This is a genomic window from Stenotrophomonas sp. 116085_Sma, from assembly GCF_056479585.1.
Window position 1 is genome coordinate 3,428,235 of the sequence record NZ_CM151057.1, and the last position, 15,946, is coordinate 3,444,180.

The following is a 15,946-nucleotide window of genomic DNA, read 5'->3' on the forward strand; positions in this document are numbered from 1 at the left end:
ATCGTCAATTCCTCGCCAAGGCGGACAGGATCGGGCGCAGACGCCCGCGGCACAAGCGCGTAGTATCGCTGCCAGCCACAAATATCGTTTGAGGCTGGACATGCAGCTACGCCCTTCCCTGCTCCCCGCACTGGCCGTCTTCGCGGTCGCCGCCCGCCACCAGAACTTCGCCCAGGCCGCGCAGGAACTGCACCTGACCGCCAGCGCAGTCAGCCACCACGTGCGGCGCCTGGAAGAGGTGCTGGAGACCCGGTTGTTCCTGCGCCACGCCCGCGGCGTGCGCCTGACCTCCGAGGGCCGGCAGCTGGCCGATGCGGCCAGCGCGGCCTTCACCGACGTCGCCGCGGTCGCCCATCATCTGCACCCGGATGCGGACAGCGTGCCGTTGCGGATCACCACGCTGCGTTCGCTATCGTACTGCTGGCTGTTGCCGCGGCTGCCCCGCTTCACCCAGGCCCATCCGCACATCCGCATCGAGCTGCACACCGGCAGCGGACTGGATCGCTATGACGACACTGGGCCGGAGGTCGGCATTCGCTACGGCCTGGGCCAGTGGCCGGGCCTGCGTGCGCAGCACCTGATGGACGACTACCTGTTCCCGGTAGCCTCACCGGCACTGGCCGGGGTCGAAACGCTGGTCGATCCGGCGCGCATCGCCGACCTACCGCTGCTGACCGACCTGTCGCCGCAGGGCTGGCGCGACTGGTTCCGCCACGCCGGCGTGCGCCCGCCGTCGCCGCTGCCGCCGATGCACACCTTCGCCGACAGCACCGACGCGATGCGTGCAGCGGTGTATGGCATGGGCGCGGTGCTGGCTCGCACCCACATCGCCCAGCCCTATCTGCAGCGCTACGAGGTGGTGCGCCTGCCCGGTCCGGCATTGAAGGCTCGCTATGCCTATCACGTGGTGCACGCAGAAGGGCAACCGCCGAGCCCGGCCGCGCGCCTGTTCATCGACTGGTTGCTGGAACAGGCGCAGGACGAGCGCACGCCGATTCCGGCATTGCCGGACAGCCTGCTCGGGCGGCCGGCGACGCAGGCCTGACTGCGCCCTCACCCGTTCTTTGCCTCGCGCTGGCTAGGCTGCTGGCGAACCCACAACGTACCTATGCCATGGCCATGCTGCGACTGCGCATCACCGGAACCGAAGACGACGCCCGCGCCATCAGCGACCTGCTGCTCGGCCTGGAGGGCATTGAACATGTCGAGGAAACCGACGACCTGATGCCGCACATGGACGACGACGATTCCAGTTCGGCCGGGCTGTCCGATGACATCGGCCCGGGCATCCACGAGCTGGAAGTGGAAGTCGGCAATGAAAGCACCGCGCAGAAGGTGCGCGATGCGGTGCAGGAACTGGCGCTGGAGCTGGATGTGTTCGTCGAGTACGAGACCGACGAGGGCTGATGCCGGCTGACGGCCGGCATCAGCCTTCATCTCAGCGGTTGGGCGGTAGCTTGCGACGGCGGCGACGCCACCATGCCCGCACACCCCAGGCCGCGATCAAGGCCAGCACCGCCACCGGCAGCAGTGCGGCCGCAGCGCGGATCAGGAACGCGATGCTGGTGCTGAGGATGCTGCCCGACTCGCTCAGCGCCTCGCCGATTTCGCTGCGGCTGCGCTGTCCCGAAGTGGTGTCGAAGTGGATCGACACCAGCTGGGTATCGATACGCCGGCGCTGCTGCGCAGCATCCTTGTTGGCCTGCTCGACACCCGCCTCGATCTCTGACAGGCGCGTGGTGATCGCCATCAGGTCTTCGATCTTCAGGTCCTTGCGGTCCTGGTAGGACAGCAGGCGGGCGTGCTCCTTTTCAAGCCGCGCTTTGGTCAATGCCGTGTCGGCCACCGCCTGCGCGAGATCCTCGGCACGCGTATTGCGGGACTGCAGCTTGCCGCCTTCACCGGCCATCGCGATCAGCGGCTCGGTGCCCTTCGGGGCGATGCGCACCTTCACTTCACCGCTGGGCTGCTCGCCGCCGTGCTGCTCGACCTGCAACACTGCACAGTCGCCGAACTTCGCGCTCTGGCAGGCCTGAGCGATCTGCTGGATGCGCGGTGCGATCTGCGCCGCCTCCAGCTGCACTTGCACGTCATGTTCGTAGGCCAGGAATGCACCTTCCGGTGAAGCGACGGCGGCTTCGGCACCGCCTCCGGCATCGGCCGCGACGTCGCCATGCTTTCCGCACCCTGCCAGCGCCAGCAACAGCACCGGCATTGCTGCCATGCGCGTCCACGCGCACACCGGCCTCACAGTGCGGCTCCGTCGTAGGAACTCACCGCCAGCGTGGCCAGATCCACTGCAGGCACGCAGCGCACGTTCACCGCCACCATCGGTGTGCCGGTGCGCGGGTCGACCGCTTCGCTGTAGGGAGCGACGCCACATTCGCGGCAGTGATGATGGTCGATGTGGGCCTTGTTGAAGTGGTAGGTGGCCACGTCGGCCGGATCGGTGGTCAGCTGGAACGCCTCGCGCGGGGCGAACCACAGCAGGCTGCCACGGCGGCGGCACATCGAGCAGTTGCAGTCGATGACGTCGCTGATCGGCGCCTCGGCCTGTACGGTGAATGCGATCCTGCCGCAATGGCAGCTTCCCTGGTATTCCATGTCCTGTGCTCCGCTGGAGGGTCCGTGTCTGCGCCCATGGTAATCCTATGGCACGGGGACAAAGCAGCTCCGGGGCCCTATGCTCGGGGTTTGACCCCGTACAGGAACGCCGATGCGCCCGCATCTTCTTGCCCTTGCCCTGGTCGCCGCCCTGACCGGTTGCCAGCCGGCCGACGCCCCGACCAACGCTTCCACCCCGACCGCCAGCCAGCAGGCCGGTGACGCGGCGGTCGATGCGGCCTTCGCCGATCTGTCCAAGCGCGCCCTGGATACCTGGATGCAGCTGTCCCCGGTCAGCGCCACCCAGATCGGCGACCACCGCTACGACAGCGAGCTGGACGACCTCAGCGCCGCCGGCCAGCAGAAGACCGTGGCCGCCTACAAGGCGCTGCTGGGCGAGCTGGACAAGATCGAGGTGGCCAAGCTGGGCCGCGAGAACCAGGTGGACGCGGCGATCCTGCGTAACCAGCTGCAGTCGGAAATCTGGAACGCCGAAGTGCTGCAGTCCGGCAAGTGGGACCCGCAGCTGTACAACGGCATCGCCGGCAGCGCGATCTACGGCCTGATGGCGCGCGAATTCGCGCCGCTGCCGGAGCGCCTGAAGTCGGCTACCGCGCGCATGGAAAAGCTGCCGGCGATCTTCGCCCAGGCCCGCGAGAACCTGGACCCGGCCCGCGTGCCGAAGATCCACGCCGAGACCGTTGCCAAGCAGAACAAGGGCATCCTCAGCATCGTCGATACCTTCATCACCCCGCACATCGGCGAACTGCCGCAGGCCGACCAGCAGCGCCTGCAGGCTGCCATCGACGGGCTGAAGAAGGCCGTGGACGAGCAGCAGACATGGCTGGACAAGACCCTGGTGCCGAACGCCAAGGGTGATTTCCGCATCGGTGCGGAGAAGTACGACCAGAAACTGAAGTTCGCGCTGAGCTCGTCGCTGTCGCGCCAGGAGATCGGTGAGCGTGCACGTGCCGAACTCAAGCGCGTGCGCGAAGACATGTACGGCATCGCGCAGACCGTGCTGAAGGACAAGCCGGGTGCGCCGGAGATGCCGGCCCAGCCGACCGACGAGCAGCAGCAGAAGGCGATCGAGGCCGCGCTGGAACTGGCCTACGCCGACAAGCCGGCACGCGACAAGGTGGTGGACGATGCCAAGGCCGCGCTGGAGCAGTCCACCGCCTTCGTGCGCGAGCACGACCTGGTGACCCTGCCCGACGCGCCGGTGGACATCATCCTGATGCCGGAATTCCAGCGTGGCGTGGCCGTGGCCTACTGCGATTCGCCGGGCCCGCTGGACAAGAACCTGAAGACCTTCTACGCCGTGTCGCCGATTCCGGACGACTGGAACGAGAAGCAGGTCGACTCGTTCCTGCGTGAATACAACTCGCGCATGATCCACCTGCTCAGCATCCACGAAGGCACCCCGGGCCACTACCTGGAAGGCTGGCACTCGGCCAAGTTCCCCTCCACCCTGCGTGCGGTGCTGCGTTCGGGCCTGTTCGCCGAAGGCTGGGCGGTCTACACCGAGCGCATGATGCAGGAGCAGGGTTACCTCAACAACGATCCGCTGTTCCACCTGGTGCAGCTGAAGTTCTACCTGCGCACGATCTCCAACGCGATCCTCGACCAGGGCGTGCACGTGGACAACTGGGATCGCGAAAAGGCGATGCACCTGATGACCCACGACGCGTTCCAGCAGGAAAGCGAGGCGGCCGGCAAGTGGGTGCGTGCACAGCTGACCTCGGCGCAGCTGCCGACCTACTTCGTCGGCGCGCAGGAGCACTTCGACACCCGCAAGGCGGTGCAGGAGAAGCTGGGCGACAAGTTCAACCTGAAGGCCTACCACGACCAGGTGCTGTCCTACGGCGCGCCGCCGGTGCGCTTCGCCCGCCAGCTGATGTTGGACCAGCCGATCGAGTGATCGGGGATGTAGGTTGGAATCGGAACGGCCCGGGCAGACCCGGGCCGTTTCTGCATGCGGTGGCAGGAGCCGCGCCTGCATCACGCACCGGCAACATGCACGGGCGCATCGTTCGCCGGGTTCCCCCTTCCACCGGCCTCCATGTCTCTCCCCCTGTTCCGTCTTGCACTGCTGCCCACGCTGCTGGCCAGCGCCTGTGCCTTCGCCACCTGCCCTCCACCACCGCCCGGCCAGCCCGACATCCGCGCCTTGGGCTACTACACCGACAAGGCCGGCTCGGTGATCGACCCGGCGCTTCAACAGCAGAATCATGACGCCACCGCGTCGCTGGACCGCTATGCCGCCGACGTGGCGCGCATGAGTGACGACTACCTGCGCGATGGTGATCGCGCCGCTGCGCAGTGCACGCTGGCCTGGCTCGGCGCTTGGGCGAAGGACGGCGCGATGCTCGGGCAGATGATCCGGGTCAACAACGACCAGTCGTTCTACATGCGGCAGTGGATGCTCGATGCGGTGGCCATGACCTACCTGAAAGTGCATGACCAGGCCGACCCGCAGCAGCGCGCGCGCATCGATCCGTGGCTGCAGCAGCTGGCACGCGCCAATCTGACCTACTGGGACAACCCGAAACGGCGCCGCAACAACCACTACTACTGGGGCGGTCTGGGCGTGCTGGCTACCGGCCTGGCCACCGATGACCAGGCCCTCTGGCAGGCCGGTCATGCCGCCTTCCAGAAGGGCGTCGATGACATCCAGGACGACGGCAGCCTGCCGCTGGAAATGGCGCGCGGGCAGCGTACCCTGCACTATCACGACTACGCGCTGGCGCCGCTGGTGATGATGGCCGAGCTGGCGCGGCTGCGCGGCCAGGACTGGTACGCCAGCCGCGACCACGCCATCGATCGCCTGGCGCGACGCGTCATCGAGGGCAGCAAGGACCCGGCGTGGTTCAACCAGCAGACCGGCGTGGCACAGCTGCCGCTGCAGGCCAGCGGCTGGGTCGAGTTCTATCGACTGCGCTCGCCCGATGGCGGCCTGTTCGAAGCCGCACACGCACGTGGGCCATTCCACTCGCCGCGATTGGGCGGCGACCTGACCCTGATGGCCACGCACGGCATCGTGCGCGCGCCCCTACGCTAGTCGCGCACCTCAGTGGGCCGCCGGTTGCAGCAGGCGCTGGAACTCCGCGGCGGTGCAGCCCTGCGCCGCGCAGCCCGGCACCCGCAACGCAACACGGCCCGGCGGCTGCGCCTCGGTCAGCGGCTGTGCGTCACGCAGCTGTACGGTGGTCGGGTAGACGTAGGCCAGGCGGATCCGCTCCCTGCCGCTGCGGCGGTCACGCCAGCGCTCGAACTGCAGCAGGCCACCGATCGGCGTCTTCTCGTACTGATCTGGCAGTGTGTAGTCGGTGATGCCCAGCGCCGCCAGCACCGAGCCGATGTTGGAGTCATGACCGACCAGCAGGGCCACCTTCGGTGACGCCGGATCGTTCAACAGCGTACCTACCTGCTCCAACAGTGGCGCGGCCACATCACGCGCCACCCCGGGTGTGCCGAACAGGATGTCCTGGTAGCGATTGCGGATCTGCGCCAACGCCTGCCATTGGCCCTCGGTGTTCAACCGGCCCCAGCCTTCGGCGGCGGCGTCGCGTGCCTCGTAGTGCTCCATCAGCAGCGCGTCGACCACGCCACTTGCCAGCGCCAGCGATCCGGTCGCGCGCGGCTCCTTGCCCGGCTCCGCACTGAAGGTGGTATCGGCCAGCGTCAGATGGCAGTCGCCGCGGCCGGTACACGCCGCCGACTCCGGGTAGCGGGTGACCGCCTCCACCACCGCCAGTGCCGGCGCCAGGTCCACGTCGGTCAGCGCTTGCTGCATTGCCGACAGCGCGCGCTCGCGGAAGACCGTGTCTCTGTTGTGGATCACCGGATTGAACAAGGGATCCATCGTGCCCAGCGGCATGCGCTGCTCGATCGCAACGTGGCAGCCCGGGAAGGCACCGGCAACGAAGAACTGTGCGGTGGCCTGGGTACGCTGCAAGCTGTTGGCATGGGCGCGGAAGTCAGCCGGCTGCGGGCAACCCGAGGCCCGCAACAGCTGAGCCTGGCGCAGCCACTGGCCGATGTAACGGCCCATGTATGCCTCCAGCACGCCGCCCTTGGTGGTCAGCTCGCCCGGTGCCACCTCCCAGCGCGGCCAGGTCTCGGGTGTCGCGTTGGCGAGCGCGCCGGAGGCCACCACCGGCGCGCGCAGGTTGTGGCGGCTGAGCAGGATGACCTGCTCAAGCTGCTCGTCTGCGGCGGGTGCGGCCATCGCGGTCGCAGTGCTCATGCCCAGCGCGAGCGCCAGCAACAGGGAGCGTAGGGGGAGGATCATGCAGGTCTCCAGAAGCACGCTGGGGTCAGAGCCCATTCCTTCGGAAAGGGATCCGACCCCAAGGGATACAGGACCGGGGTCGGATCCCTCTCGCAGAGAAGGCTCTGACCCCCGCAGCGGTCATTGATCGGCGGCCACGAAACCACCGGTCTGCCGCGCCCACAACCGCGCGTACAGTCCACCAGCCGCAATCAGTTCCGCATGGGTGCCGGTCTCGACGATGCGGCCCTCGTCCATCACTACCAGCCGGTCCATGCGCGCGATGGTCGACAGCCGGTGCGCGATCGCGATCACCGTCTTGCCACCCATCAGTTCGTCCAGGCTGTCCTGGATGGCCGCTTCCACTTCCGAATCCAGCGCCGAGGTCGCTTCGTCCAGCACCAGGATCGGTGCGTCCTTCAGCAGTACGCGGGCAATGGCGATGCGCTGGCGCTGGCCACCGGACAGCTTCACGCCGCGCTCGCCGACATGCGCGTCGTAGCCGCGACGGCCCTGCCCATCCACAAGTGTGTCGATGAAGCTGGCCGCTCGCGCCTTGGCCACGGCTGCGTGCAGTTGCTCGTCGGTCGCATCCGGACGGCCGTACAGCAGGTTGTCGCGGATCGAGCGATGCAGCAGCGAGGTGTCCTGGGTGACCACGCCAATCTGCTGGCGCAGGCTTTCCTGCGTAACGTAGGCAATGTCCTGGTCGTCGATCAGGATGCGGCCGCTTTCCAGGTCGTACAGGCGCAGCAGCACGTTGACCAGGGTCGACTTGCCGGCACCGGACGGACCGACCAGGCCGATCTTCTCGCCTGGCTTCACCACCAGGTCCAGGCCGGCGATCACGCCACCCTTCTTGCCGTAGTGGAAGTGGATGTCCTGGAAGTGCACGCCGCCCCGGGTCACCTGCAGCGGCACCGCATCGTCGCGGTCCTGCACGGTCAGCGGCTGGGCGATGGTGGTGATGCCATCCTGCACCGTGCCGATGTCCTCGAAGATGCCGTTGATGGTCCACATGATCCAGCCGGACATGTTGTGGATGCGGATCACCAGGCCGGTGGCCAGGGTGATCGCGCCGACGGTGATGTGGCCACCGTTCCACAGCCACAGCGCCAGACCGCAGGTACCGGCGATCAGAAAGCCGTTGACGATGGCGATGGTCAGGTCCATGCCGGTGGTGATGCGGGTCTGTGCGCGGTGCTTGACCGCCAGCTCCTGGATCGACTCTGCCACGTAGGCCTGCTCGCGCCCGCCATGGGCAAACAGCTTCAGCGTGGGGATGTTGGTGTAGCCATCGACGATGCGGCCCATGGCCTTGGAACGCGCCTCCGACGCGATCCACGCCCGTTCCTTCGCGCGCGGCACGAAGTAGAACAGGATCACCGCATAGGCCAGCAGCCACAGGATCAGCGGCACCATCAGCCGCCAGTCGGCCTGCGCGAACAGGTACAGCGCGGTGCCGGTATAGACCACGATGTACCAGAGCGAATCGACCATCTGCACCGCCGACTCGCGCAGCGAGGTACCGGTCTGCATCACCCGGTTGGCGACGCTGCCAGCAAAGTCGTTCTGGAAGAAGCTCAGGCTCTGCCGCACCACGTAGTTGTGCATCAGCCAGCGCGAGCGGTTGCTCAGGCCGGGCACGATGGCCTGGTTGACCAGCAGGTTGTGCAGGCCGACCAGGATCGGCCGCGCGATGACCGTGATGAACAGCATCCAGCCCAGTTCATTGGCGTGGCGCTTGAAGAAGTCGGCGCCCGGCTGCTCGGCGACCATGTCGACGATGCGGCCCAGGTAATCAAACATCGCCACTTCCACCAGCGCCAGCAGCAGGCCGGCGATGAGCGTGGCCAGCAGCACCGGCCACACCGGGCGCAGGTAGTGCAGGTAGAACGGCAGCACCTTGCGTGGTGGCATGCGCCCGTCCACGGGCGGGAACACCGGAATCAGGGATTCAAACCAACGGAACATTGCATTCCCTCGCCTCTTGCAAGCGGCGGAGTATCCCACGCCGGATGTGTACGCCAGCCGATGATCACCGCTCCGCCCCTGGTAGTCGCCCACCTTGGTGGGCGCCGTACCGCATGCCGACCAAGGTCGGCATCTACCGTTCAGTCGGGGTGAACAACAGGTCCTGGAAATCGAAGCTGAAATCGGTCAGGTCGGAAATCGGCTGCATGCGCACCTCGCGCACCTTGCCATCCGGATCCAGGCTGAAGTTCACGAATGCATCGGCGTTGAGCGAGCGGTCGTCCCAGCGGACGATGAAGGTGTCGTGCTGCCAGTGTTCCAGTCGCCCGCTCAGCTGCGCGGTCTTCGCAAAGCGCAGGCGCAGGCCCTTGCCCTCGCTGCTGACCTGCATGTCACCGTACCAGCGGTCACGGAAGGTGCCGGTGTAGCCGGCCAGCGCCAGCGACGGCCGGCTGCCCTTGTCGCGTGCACTCTGGTGCTTGGCCCAGGCCTCGTCGGCCTTTTCCTGGCCCTTGGCCACGGCCTTGGCATAGGCATCCACCCAGTCGTGCTTTTCACCGCCCAGGTAGGCATCGAGCACGCTCAGGGTGATCGCGTTGAACGCTGCACCCACTTCCTGGTTGGTCAGTACCACCACGCCCAGCTTCTCGCCCGGCACCAGGGTCAGTCGCGAGACCATGCCCGGCCAGCCACCGGTGTGCCAGACCAGCTTCTGCCCGCGGTAGTCGCTCAGGCTCCAGCCTTCGCCATAGCCGGCGAAATTGGCCCGCGCCGGTGCCAGCTCCGGCACGCTCGGCGCCGGGATCGACTGCGGCGTGATCATCCGCCACATCTGCTGCTGGCTCTTTTCGGTGAACAGTGGCGTGCCATCGGCCAGTTTGCCTTCGGCCAGCTGCACCTGCATCCAGCGCGCCATGTCATGCGCGCTGGAATAGATGCCACCGGCGCCGGCGTTGTTCGACCAGGTCAGCGGCGCAACGGTGCGCAGGTCCTTGAAATCGTACTTGGCGTGGCCGACGGCGGCCTTGTCACCAGGCTTCAGGTGATCGGCGTTGTAGCGGGTGCCGGCCATGCCGACCTTGTCGAAGATGCGCGCCTGCAGGAACTGCTGGTAGCTCATGCCCGAAACATGCTCGATCACCTGCTGGGCGACCGCGTACAGGATGTTGTCGTAGGCATAGCTTTCGCGGAAACCGCCCTTCAGCGGCACCCTGCCCAGTCGCTCCACCACTTCGGCGTTGCTGTAGGAGGTGGCCGGCCAGAACAGCAGGTCACCGGCGCCCAGGCTCAGCCCGCTGCGATGCGACAGCAGGTCGCGGATCGTCATCTGGCCGGTCACGAACGGATCGGACATGCGGAACGACGGCAGGTGGTCGATCACCTTGTCGTCCATCTTCAGCTTGCCGTCCTCGGCCAGCAGGTTCAGCGAGGTTGCGGTGAACGCCTTGGTATTGGAAGCGATGGCAAACAGGGTGTCGGCCTGCACCGGCTCCGGCCTGCCCTGTTCACGCACGCCCCAGCCGCGCTCGAGCACCACCTGGCCGTCCTTGACCACGGCCACGGCGATGCCGGGCACGTCGAACTGCGCGCGTACGCGCTCGACGGTCGCATCCAGGTCCTGCAGCTGCGCCGGGGTGGCCGCGCTTGCCATGGTCGTGCATGCCAGCAGCACGGCTCCTCCAATCCAGGGTTTCATCCAGCACGATCTCCGAACAGGGGTGGCGGCCATGTGCAGGCCGTCATCAGGGGTTCGCGCGATGGTAACGGTCATCGGCGCAGGCTGCCCTGTGCCATAGGAGGGGTGTCATGGACGGAAACGGCCAACCGAGCAATGGATCCACCATCATTCCTTGCCTGCGCTACCGCGATGCGCAGGCGGCGATCGACTGGCTGCAGCGCGCCTTCGGCTTCCATGCCCAGGCGGTGTATGCCGACGGCGATACCGTGTTCCACGCCCAGCTGACCTTCGGCAACGGCATGATCATGCTGGGCTCGGCCAACAAGGAAAGCGCCTGGAGCCAGCATGCCGCGATGCCGGACGAAGTGGGCGGCCGCCAGACCCAGAGTGCCTGCGTGATCGTCACCGATGCCGACGCGCACTACGCCCGGGCCAAGGCCGCAGGCGCCCGCATCGTCATCGACATCGCCGACCAGGACTACGGCGGCCGTGGCTATGCCTGCGCCGATCCGGAAGGCTACCTGTGGTGGTTCGGCAGCTACGATCCGTGGCGCGCGGACCACGGCCAGTGACCGCCGGAGCGATCCGCTGCGGCATCGGCGGCTGGGTGTTTCCGGAATGGCGCGGCGGCGTGTTCTATCCGCCGGGCCTGCCGCAGCGCGAGGAACTTGCCCATGCCAGCCGCGCCCTGCGCTGCATCGAGATCAATGGCACCTTCTATCGCACGCCGACTGCCGCCCAGTGCGCTCAGTGGGCCGCGCAGACACCGGAAGGCTTCCGTTTCTCGATGAAGGCGCCACGCTACCTGGTGCAGCGCCGCGACCTGTCCAGCACCGTGGAGGCTGCCACGCCGTTCCTGCAGGCGGCACTCGCGCTCGGTGACCGGCTCGGTCCATTGCTGTGGCAGTTCGATCCGCGCCATCCAGCCGACGCCGATGCATTGGACGCACTGATGGCGCAGCTGCCGAAGCAGCTGGAAGGGGTTCCGCTGCAACACGCGCTGGAGGTGCGCAACGCTGAGGTACATGGCCCGGCGCTGGTCGCCGCCGCGCGCCACCACGGCGTGGCACTGGTGATCGAGGACAGCGACGAGGCGCCACTGCATGGCGATGCCAGTGCCGGCTTTGTCTACGCGCGGATCAAGCGCAGCCAGGTGCGCTTGAACGAGGGCCTGCCGGGGTCCGTGCAGCAGCGCTGGGCGGAACGTGCGCTGCGCTGGTCACGCGGCGAGCCGGTGGCTGACCTGCCCTGCCTGGCCGGCCCTGCCGCGGAAGCCCCGCGTGAGGTCTACCTGCTGTGCATCGGCGCGGGCAAGGCCCGCAATCCGGCGGCGGCGATGGCCTTGCAGCGCCTCATCGACGGCGCCAGCGGTCCAACCCCCACAGCAGGGTCCACCCCACCACGAACACGCTCGCAACGCGCAGCACGTTGAGCAGGAACGCTGCCAGCCCCAGGCGTTGCAGTTCGAGGAACGGATACGGCGCCTGCCCTGTCACTTCGGCGACCAGCATCGCCCAGCCCAGGTACACCAGCGGTACCAGCAGCCCCCCGCCCAGTGCGCGCCAGCGGAGCGCCCCATGCGGCAGCAGCCACCACCACCCCAGCAGGTACAGCGCCGGCACAGCGTAGTGCAGGCCGGCATCAACCCACCATTGCAGCCCGGAGGGCTGCCACAGCCCCTGCAACGCCAGGACGTAGATGCACGCGGTCACCCCGATGCACAACGCGATCACCGCGGCGACAGTCGTGTTCAGCACACCCGCACGGATCAGCCTGACGCATCCCAGGCACACCGCCAGGTTGCTGAGAATCGTGAAGTAACCAACGAAGCGCAGCGTCGCCATGCCGACCCCGGCAGCCGCCCCGGGGCCGCGCAGCAGCAACAGGAATTGCAGCAGCAACGAGGTGGCGGCCATCAGTGCAGTCAGCGCTGCCCATGCACGCAGGGCGGAACGGTTGGCAGCCATTGCTGGGTTCCCCAGGGGAGTTTCCGCGAGCATGCCACAGGCATCGCCGGCGGCCGCGCGATTGCCGCACAATAGGCGGATGAGCACATCCGACACCCGCAAAGCGCTGTGGCAGATCCATTTCTGTGTCCTGCTGTGGGGCGTCACTGCCATCCTCGGCAAGCTGATCACCCTGCCCGCACTGCCGCTGGTGTGGTGGCGCATGTTGCTGGTGACGGCGATGCTGGCCCTGCTGCCGCGGGTCTGGCGCGGGTTGCGCACCCTGCCCCTGCGGCTGGTGGCGGGCTACGCCGGCATCGGCGCGCTGGTCGCCCTGCACTGGCTGACGTTCTACGGCGCGGTGAAGCTGGCCAATGCCTCGGTGGCTGCCACCTGCATCGCGCTGGCGCCGGTGTTCACGTCGATCATCGAACCGTGGGTGGCCAAGCGGCCATTCCAGCTGCGTGAGCTGGCGTTCGGCCTGGCGGTGCTGCCGGGTGTCGCGCTGGTGGTCGGTGGCGTGCCCGATGGCATGCGCCTGGGTGTCTTGATCGGCGCGATCTCGGCGCTGCTGGTGGCGGTGTTCGGCTCGCTCAACAAGCGCATGGTCAGTCATGCGGATCCGCTCACGGTCACCGCGCTGGAGCTGGGTGCCGGCACCCTCACCCTGACGCTGCTGGCGCCGCTGATGCCCTACCTGCTGCCAGCGCTGGCCAGCCCACTGTGGGTGGTCCCGAATCTGCACGACGGCATCCTGCTGCTGGTGCTGGCCGGGTTCTGCACGCTGCTGCCGTTTGCCCTGGCACTGGTCGCGTTGCGCCACCTGAGCGCCTATACGGTGCAGCTGGTGACCAACCTGGAACCGGTCTATGCGGTGCTGCTGGCGGTGGTGCTGCTGCGCGAGCAGCACGAGGTCACCCCGTGGTTCTACCTGGGCGTGGCGATCATCGTCGGCGCCGTGTTCCTGCATCCGCTGCTGAACCGCCGCAAGCCGGTGCAGCATCCGGAAATCCTTGGCACTGCCGAGGCGCGCAACATCGCCGATTGAGTGCATCCACGCATGGCGTGGATCTACTGAACGCAGCAACGCAGCGACGAGCGGCGTGCGGATCAATCGGTCAGCGCTGCGGCCAGTGCCATGCAGGGGCATCCAGCAGGCCCTGCCCGCTCAGCAGCGTGCGGCCCTGCTCCTTGTACAGATGCAGCGAATGGCACCCCGGCGCCTGTTCCAGCGCCGCGATCAGGCGGCTGGCGTGCGACACCACCCATACCTGGCTGCGCGCACTGGCCGCGATGATCAGCCGCGCCAGCGCCGGCAGGAGGTCCGGATGCAGGCTGGTCTCCGGCTCATTGAGCACCAGCAGCGGCGGCGGGCGTGGCGTGTGCAGCGCCGCCGCCAGCAGCAGGAAGCGCAGCGTGCCGTCGGAGAGTTCGGCCATCGACAATGGCCGCAGCAACCCGGGTTGGTGGAAGCGCAGCGCCAAGCGTCCATCCAGCTCCTCAAAGCCCACCGTGGCGCCCGGGAACGCATCGTCGACGCTGCGTGCCAACGCAAGGGGGTCACCGATCTCGAGGATGGTCACCCAGGCCGCCGCCAGATCCCGGCCATCGTGATGCAACACCGGCGTGCGCGTGGCCATCGCCGGCTGCCGCGCCGGGGCATCGGCATCGCTGCGGAAATGGTCGTAGAAGCGCCAGCAACGGATGTACTCGCGCAAGGTGATCGTTTCCGGCATGCGTTGCGGATCGCCGACCTGGGTGAACAGGCTGTCGAACAGTGACAACCGGTCATCGACCAGATCCCAGCCGCGCGCATGGCGCCGCCGCACCACCGCCCCACGTCGGTCGACCAGCAGGTTGGCGCTGCGCAGGAACGGCCCGGCCCAGATCGCCTCCGCCTTGATCTGCGGATCCAGCGCAAACGCCGAGCGACTGGGCGGCGGATAACCGAGATCGATGGCATAGCCGAATTCGTCGGTGGTGAAGCCCAGCTTCAATCCCACCGATTCCTGGCGTGGGCCGCCCTGCAAGGGGATTTCGCCGGCAGCAACCCGACGGTCTATTTTTTCCGGGCCCGCCCACAGCGCCGAACCCAGCCCACCTTCGCGGGCCAGCACGGCCGCGACGCCGCCCTGTGCGGTCTCCGCCAGCAGGCGCAGCGCGCGGTACAGGCTGGACTTGCCACTGCCATTGTCGCCGGTCACCACATTCAACTGCTGCAGCGGCAGCACCAGCCCATGCAGCGAGCGATAGTGGGCGATGGCCAGGGTCTGCAGCATGGTCGGCGTCCGTGGGAACAGGAGCGGCATTTTCGTTGGGCGCAATCGCACAGGCCGCGACACGGCGTGATCCAATCGGCAAAAGCATCCACGCATGGCGTGGATCTACGGCATGCAGGGCTTCAGCCTGCCAGTTCCACCCGGTTGCGGCCATTGCCCTTGGCCCGGTATAGCGCCTTGTCGGCACGTGCCAGCGTGTCATCCACGCTCTCACCGGGCTGGTGCTGGGCGATGCCGATGCTGATCGTCACCGGGAACCCCAATGGCAGGTCAGCCACGGCCAGGCGCAGGAACTCGCACTGCAGTTCGGCAGTGCGCAGGTCGGTTGCCGGCATCACCGCCACGAACTCCTCGCCGCCATAGCGCGCGGCCATGCCGCGGCCGGCGAAGTGCGAGCGCAGCAGTGCGCCCAGCTCGGCCAGCACGCGGTCGCCGGTGGCGTGGCCCTGGAAGTCGTTGATGTGCTTGAAGTGGTCGATGTCCAGCAGCGCCACGCAGGCCACACTGGGTGGATTGCCGGCCACCGCCTCTTCCAGTGCGGCCGCCATCGCACGACGGTTGGGCAGGCCGGTCAAGGCGTCGGTGCGGCTCTGTTCGGTCAGGTCGGCGTTCTGGGCCAGCAGCACGTCCTGGTATTCCGACAGCAGGCGCTCGTAATCGTCGCGCTCCAGCATGTGCTTCTGGATGTCCAGCGCGAAGCGGCGCAGTTCCATCACCAGCATCACCTGCCGCGACAGTGCGGCCAGCGCTTCGGCCTTGTCGCTGGCCAGGTGCTGCGGATGCGCGTCGAACACGCATAGCGTGCCCAGCGGCAGGCCATCGGAACTGATCAGCGGCGCACCGGCATAGAAGCGGATGTGCGGATCGCCGGTCACCACCGGATTGTCGTGGAAGCGGATGTCCTGCAGCGCGTCCTCGACCACCATGATTTCCTGCGGCTGCAGGATGGCGTGGCCGCACATCGATTCGCTGCGCAGGTTCTCCGCCGCATCGATGCCCTGGATCGACTTGAACCATTGCCGTTCGACATCGATCAGGGTCACCGCCGCCATCGAGGTGCCGCAGACCGCCTTGGCGATCACCACTAGGTCGTCGAAGGATTTTTCGCGCTCCGAATCCAGGATGCGGTAGCGGTACAGCGCCTCAAGCCGAAGGGCTTCATTGGCAGGCTTGTCGGGCTTGATCATGCAGC

At 67.3% G+C, this 15,946-nt stretch carries 15 protein-coding genes; 7 read left to right on the forward strand and 8 right to left on the reverse strand.

The window, feature by feature from the left end; translation table 11 throughout:
* Positions 1-100: 100 nt before the first annotated feature.
* Both ACZK0Z_RS16120 and ACZK0Z_RS16125 read left to right on the forward strand, forming a co-directional pair.
* The gene (locus ACZK0Z_RS16120) at positions 101-1,045 is read left to right on the forward strand and encodes a LysR substrate-binding domain-containing protein (protein WP_049427690.1); all 945 of its coding nucleotides are present in this window, start codon (positions 101-103) and stop codon (positions 1,043-1,045) included.
* A gap of 68 nt (positions 1,046-1,113) precedes the next feature.
* Entirely contained in the window at positions 1,114-1,407 is a 294-nt protein-coding gene (locus ACZK0Z_RS16125) for a hypothetical protein (RefSeq protein WP_005408721.1), read from the forward strand.
* A gap of 31 nt (positions 1,408-1,438) precedes the next feature.
* Here the strand turns inward: ACZK0Z_RS16125 and ACZK0Z_RS16130 are convergent, their stop codons facing one another.
* Positions 1,439-2,224 carry a DUF4349 domain-containing protein gene (locus tag ACZK0Z_RS16130; protein WP_197633220.1) on the reverse strand — a complete coding sequence of 262 codons (786 nt, stop codon included), beginning with the start codon at positions 2,222-2,224 and terminating at the stop codon, positions 1,439-1,441.
* Positions 2,225-2,247: 23 nt separating this feature from the next.
* A complete protein-coding gene (locus ACZK0Z_RS16135) occupies positions 2,248-2,604 on the reverse strand; it encodes a GFA family protein (RefSeq protein ID WP_049427693.1) in 357 nt (118 codons plus the stop codon).
* A 112-nt stretch (positions 2,605-2,716) separates the two neighbouring features.
* On the opposite strand from ACZK0Z_RS16135, the gene ACZK0Z_RS16140 reads away from it, so the two are divergent.
* Entirely contained in the window at positions 2,717-4,525 is a 1,809-nt protein-coding gene (locus tag ACZK0Z_RS16140; RefSeq protein WP_049427695.1) for a DUF885 domain-containing protein, read from the forward strand.
* Between the two features lie 141 nt (positions 4,526-4,666).
* Positions 4,667-5,665, forward strand: coding sequence for a polysaccharide lyase (locus ACZK0Z_RS16145; protein WP_197633221.1), 999 nt, complete (start codon positions 4,667-4,669; stop codon positions 5,663-5,665).
* A gap of 9 nt (positions 5,666-5,674) precedes the next feature.
* Here ACZK0Z_RS16145 and agp read toward each other — a convergent pair whose 3' ends face one another.
* The 3 genes from agp to ACZK0Z_RS16160 all read right to left on the reverse strand — a co-directional run bounded on the left by agp (position 5,675) and on the right by ACZK0Z_RS16160 (position 10,547).
* Positions 5,675-6,898, reverse strand: coding sequence for a bifunctional glucose-1-phosphatase/inositol phosphatase (agp, locus tag ACZK0Z_RS16150; RefSeq protein WP_197633222.1), 1,224 nt, complete (start codon positions 6,896-6,898; stop codon positions 5,675-5,677).
* A 120-nt stretch (positions 6,899-7,018) separates the two neighbouring features.
* Positions 7,019-8,851 (reverse strand): multidrug efflux ABC transporter SmrA, encoded by a 1,833-nt coding sequence (gene smrA / locus ACZK0Z_RS16155; RefSeq protein ID WP_049427698.1) that lies wholly within the window; start codon positions 8,849-8,851, stop codon positions 7,019-7,021.
* A gap of 133 nt (positions 8,852-8,984) precedes the next feature.
* Positions 8,985-10,547: a serine hydrolase gene (locus ACZK0Z_RS16160; protein WP_197620374.1), complete on the reverse strand. Its 1,563-nt coding sequence runs from the start codon at positions 10,545-10,547 to the stop codon at positions 8,985-8,987.
* Between the two features lie 110 nt (positions 10,548-10,657).
* Between ACZK0Z_RS16160 and ACZK0Z_RS16165 the strand changes: the two genes are divergently transcribed.
* Both ACZK0Z_RS16165 and ACZK0Z_RS16170 read left to right on the forward strand, forming a co-directional pair.
* On the forward strand, positions 10,658-11,101 hold the full coding sequence (locus ACZK0Z_RS16165; RefSeq protein WP_049427701.1) for a VOC family protein: 444 nt from the start codon (positions 10,658-10,660) through the stop codon (positions 11,099-11,101).
* Positions 11,098-11,961: a DUF72 domain-containing protein gene (locus tag ACZK0Z_RS16170; RefSeq protein ID WP_100443641.1), complete on the forward strand. Its 864-nt coding sequence runs from the start codon at positions 11,098-11,100 to the stop codon at positions 11,959-11,961. Before ACZK0Z_RS16165 ends, ACZK0Z_RS16170 begins: the two co-directional genes overlap by 4 nt.
* Here ACZK0Z_RS16170 and ACZK0Z_RS16175 read toward each other — a convergent pair.
* Positions 11,882-12,496, reverse strand: coding sequence for a Pr6Pr family membrane protein (locus ACZK0Z_RS16175; protein WP_049426646.1), 615 nt, complete (start codon positions 12,494-12,496; stop codon positions 11,882-11,884). The two genes, ACZK0Z_RS16170 and ACZK0Z_RS16175, sit on opposite strands and share 80 nt — an antisense overlap.
* A 79-nt stretch (positions 12,497-12,575) precedes the next feature.
* Between ACZK0Z_RS16175 and ACZK0Z_RS16180 the strand changes: the two genes are divergently transcribed.
* Positions 12,576-13,523, forward strand: coding sequence for a DMT family transporter (locus tag ACZK0Z_RS16180; protein ID WP_049426647.1), 948 nt, complete (start codon positions 12,576-12,578; stop codon positions 13,521-13,523).
* Between the two features lie 70 nt (positions 13,524-13,593).
* On the opposite strand, the gene ACZK0Z_RS16185 is transcribed toward ACZK0Z_RS16180, so the two are convergent.
* Positions 13,594-14,754 (reverse strand): AAA family ATPase, encoded by a 1,161-nt coding sequence (locus ACZK0Z_RS16185; RefSeq protein WP_197633223.1) that lies wholly within the window; start codon positions 14,752-14,754, stop codon positions 13,594-13,596.
* A gap of 122 nt (positions 14,755-14,876) precedes the next feature.
* Positions 14,877-15,941, reverse strand: a complete 1,065-nt coding sequence (locus tag ACZK0Z_RS16190; protein WP_049426649.1) for a sensor domain-containing diguanylate cyclase — start codon at positions 15,939-15,941, stop codon at positions 14,877-14,879.
* Between the last annotated feature and the right edge of the window lie 5 nt (positions 15,942-15,946).

Excerpts from the sequence above, each read along its gene's own strand:
- smrA (WP_049427698.1), bottom strand. The coding sequence starts at position 8,851 with ATGTTCCGTTGGTTTGAATCCCTGATTCCGGTGTTCCCGCCCGTGGAC.
- ACZK0Z_RS16140 (WP_049427695.1), top strand. The coding sequence starts at position 2,717 with ATGCGCCCGCATCTTCTTGCCCTTGCCCTGGTCGCCGCCCTGACCGGT.
- ACZK0Z_RS16145 (WP_197633221.1), top strand. The coding sequence starts at position 4,667 with ATGTCTCTCCCCCTGTTCCGTCTTGCACTGCTGCCCACGCTGCTGGCC.
- ACZK0Z_RS16120 (WP_049427690.1), top strand. The coding sequence starts at position 101 with ATGCAGCTACGCCCTTCCCTGCTCCCCGCACTGGCCGTCTTCGCGGTC.
- ACZK0Z_RS16165 (WP_049427701.1), top strand. The coding sequence starts at position 10,658 with ATGGACGGAAACGGCCAACCGAGCAATGGATCCACCATCATTCCTTGC.
- ACZK0Z_RS16125 (WP_005408721.1), top strand. The coding sequence starts at position 1,114 with ATGGCCATGCTGCGACTGCGCATCACCGGAACCGAAGACGACGCCCGC.
- ACZK0Z_RS16135 (WP_049427693.1), bottom strand. The coding sequence starts at position 2,604 with ATGGAATACCAGGGAAGCTGCCATTGCGGCAGGATCGCATTCACCGTA.
- ACZK0Z_RS16160 (WP_197620374.1), bottom strand. The coding sequence starts at position 10,547 with ATGAAACCCTGGATTGGAGGAGCCGTGCTGCTGGCATGCACGACCATG.
- agp (WP_197633222.1), bottom strand. The coding sequence starts at position 6,898 with ATGATCCTCCCCCTACGCTCCCTGTTGCTGGCGCTCGCGCTGGGCATG.
- ACZK0Z_RS16180 (WP_049426647.1), top strand. The coding sequence starts at position 12,576 with ATGAGCACATCCGACACCCGCAAAGCGCTGTGGCAGATCCATTTCTGT.
- ACZK0Z_RS16175 (WP_049426646.1), bottom strand. The coding sequence starts at position 12,496 with ATGGCTGCCAACCGTTCCGCCCTGCGTGCATGGGCAGCGCTGACTGCA.
- ACZK0Z_RS16190 (WP_049426649.1), bottom strand. The coding sequence starts at position 15,941 with ATGATCAAGCCCGACAAGCCTGCCAATGAAGCCCTTCGGCTTGAGGCG.
- ACZK0Z_RS16130 (WP_197633220.1), bottom strand. The coding sequence starts at position 2,224 with ATGGCAGCAATGCCGGTGCTGTTGCTGGCGCTGGCAGGGTGCGGAAAG.
- ACZK0Z_RS16185 (WP_197633223.1), bottom strand. The coding sequence starts at position 14,754 with ATGCTGCAGACCCTGGCCATCGCCCACTATCGCTCGCTGCATGGGCTG.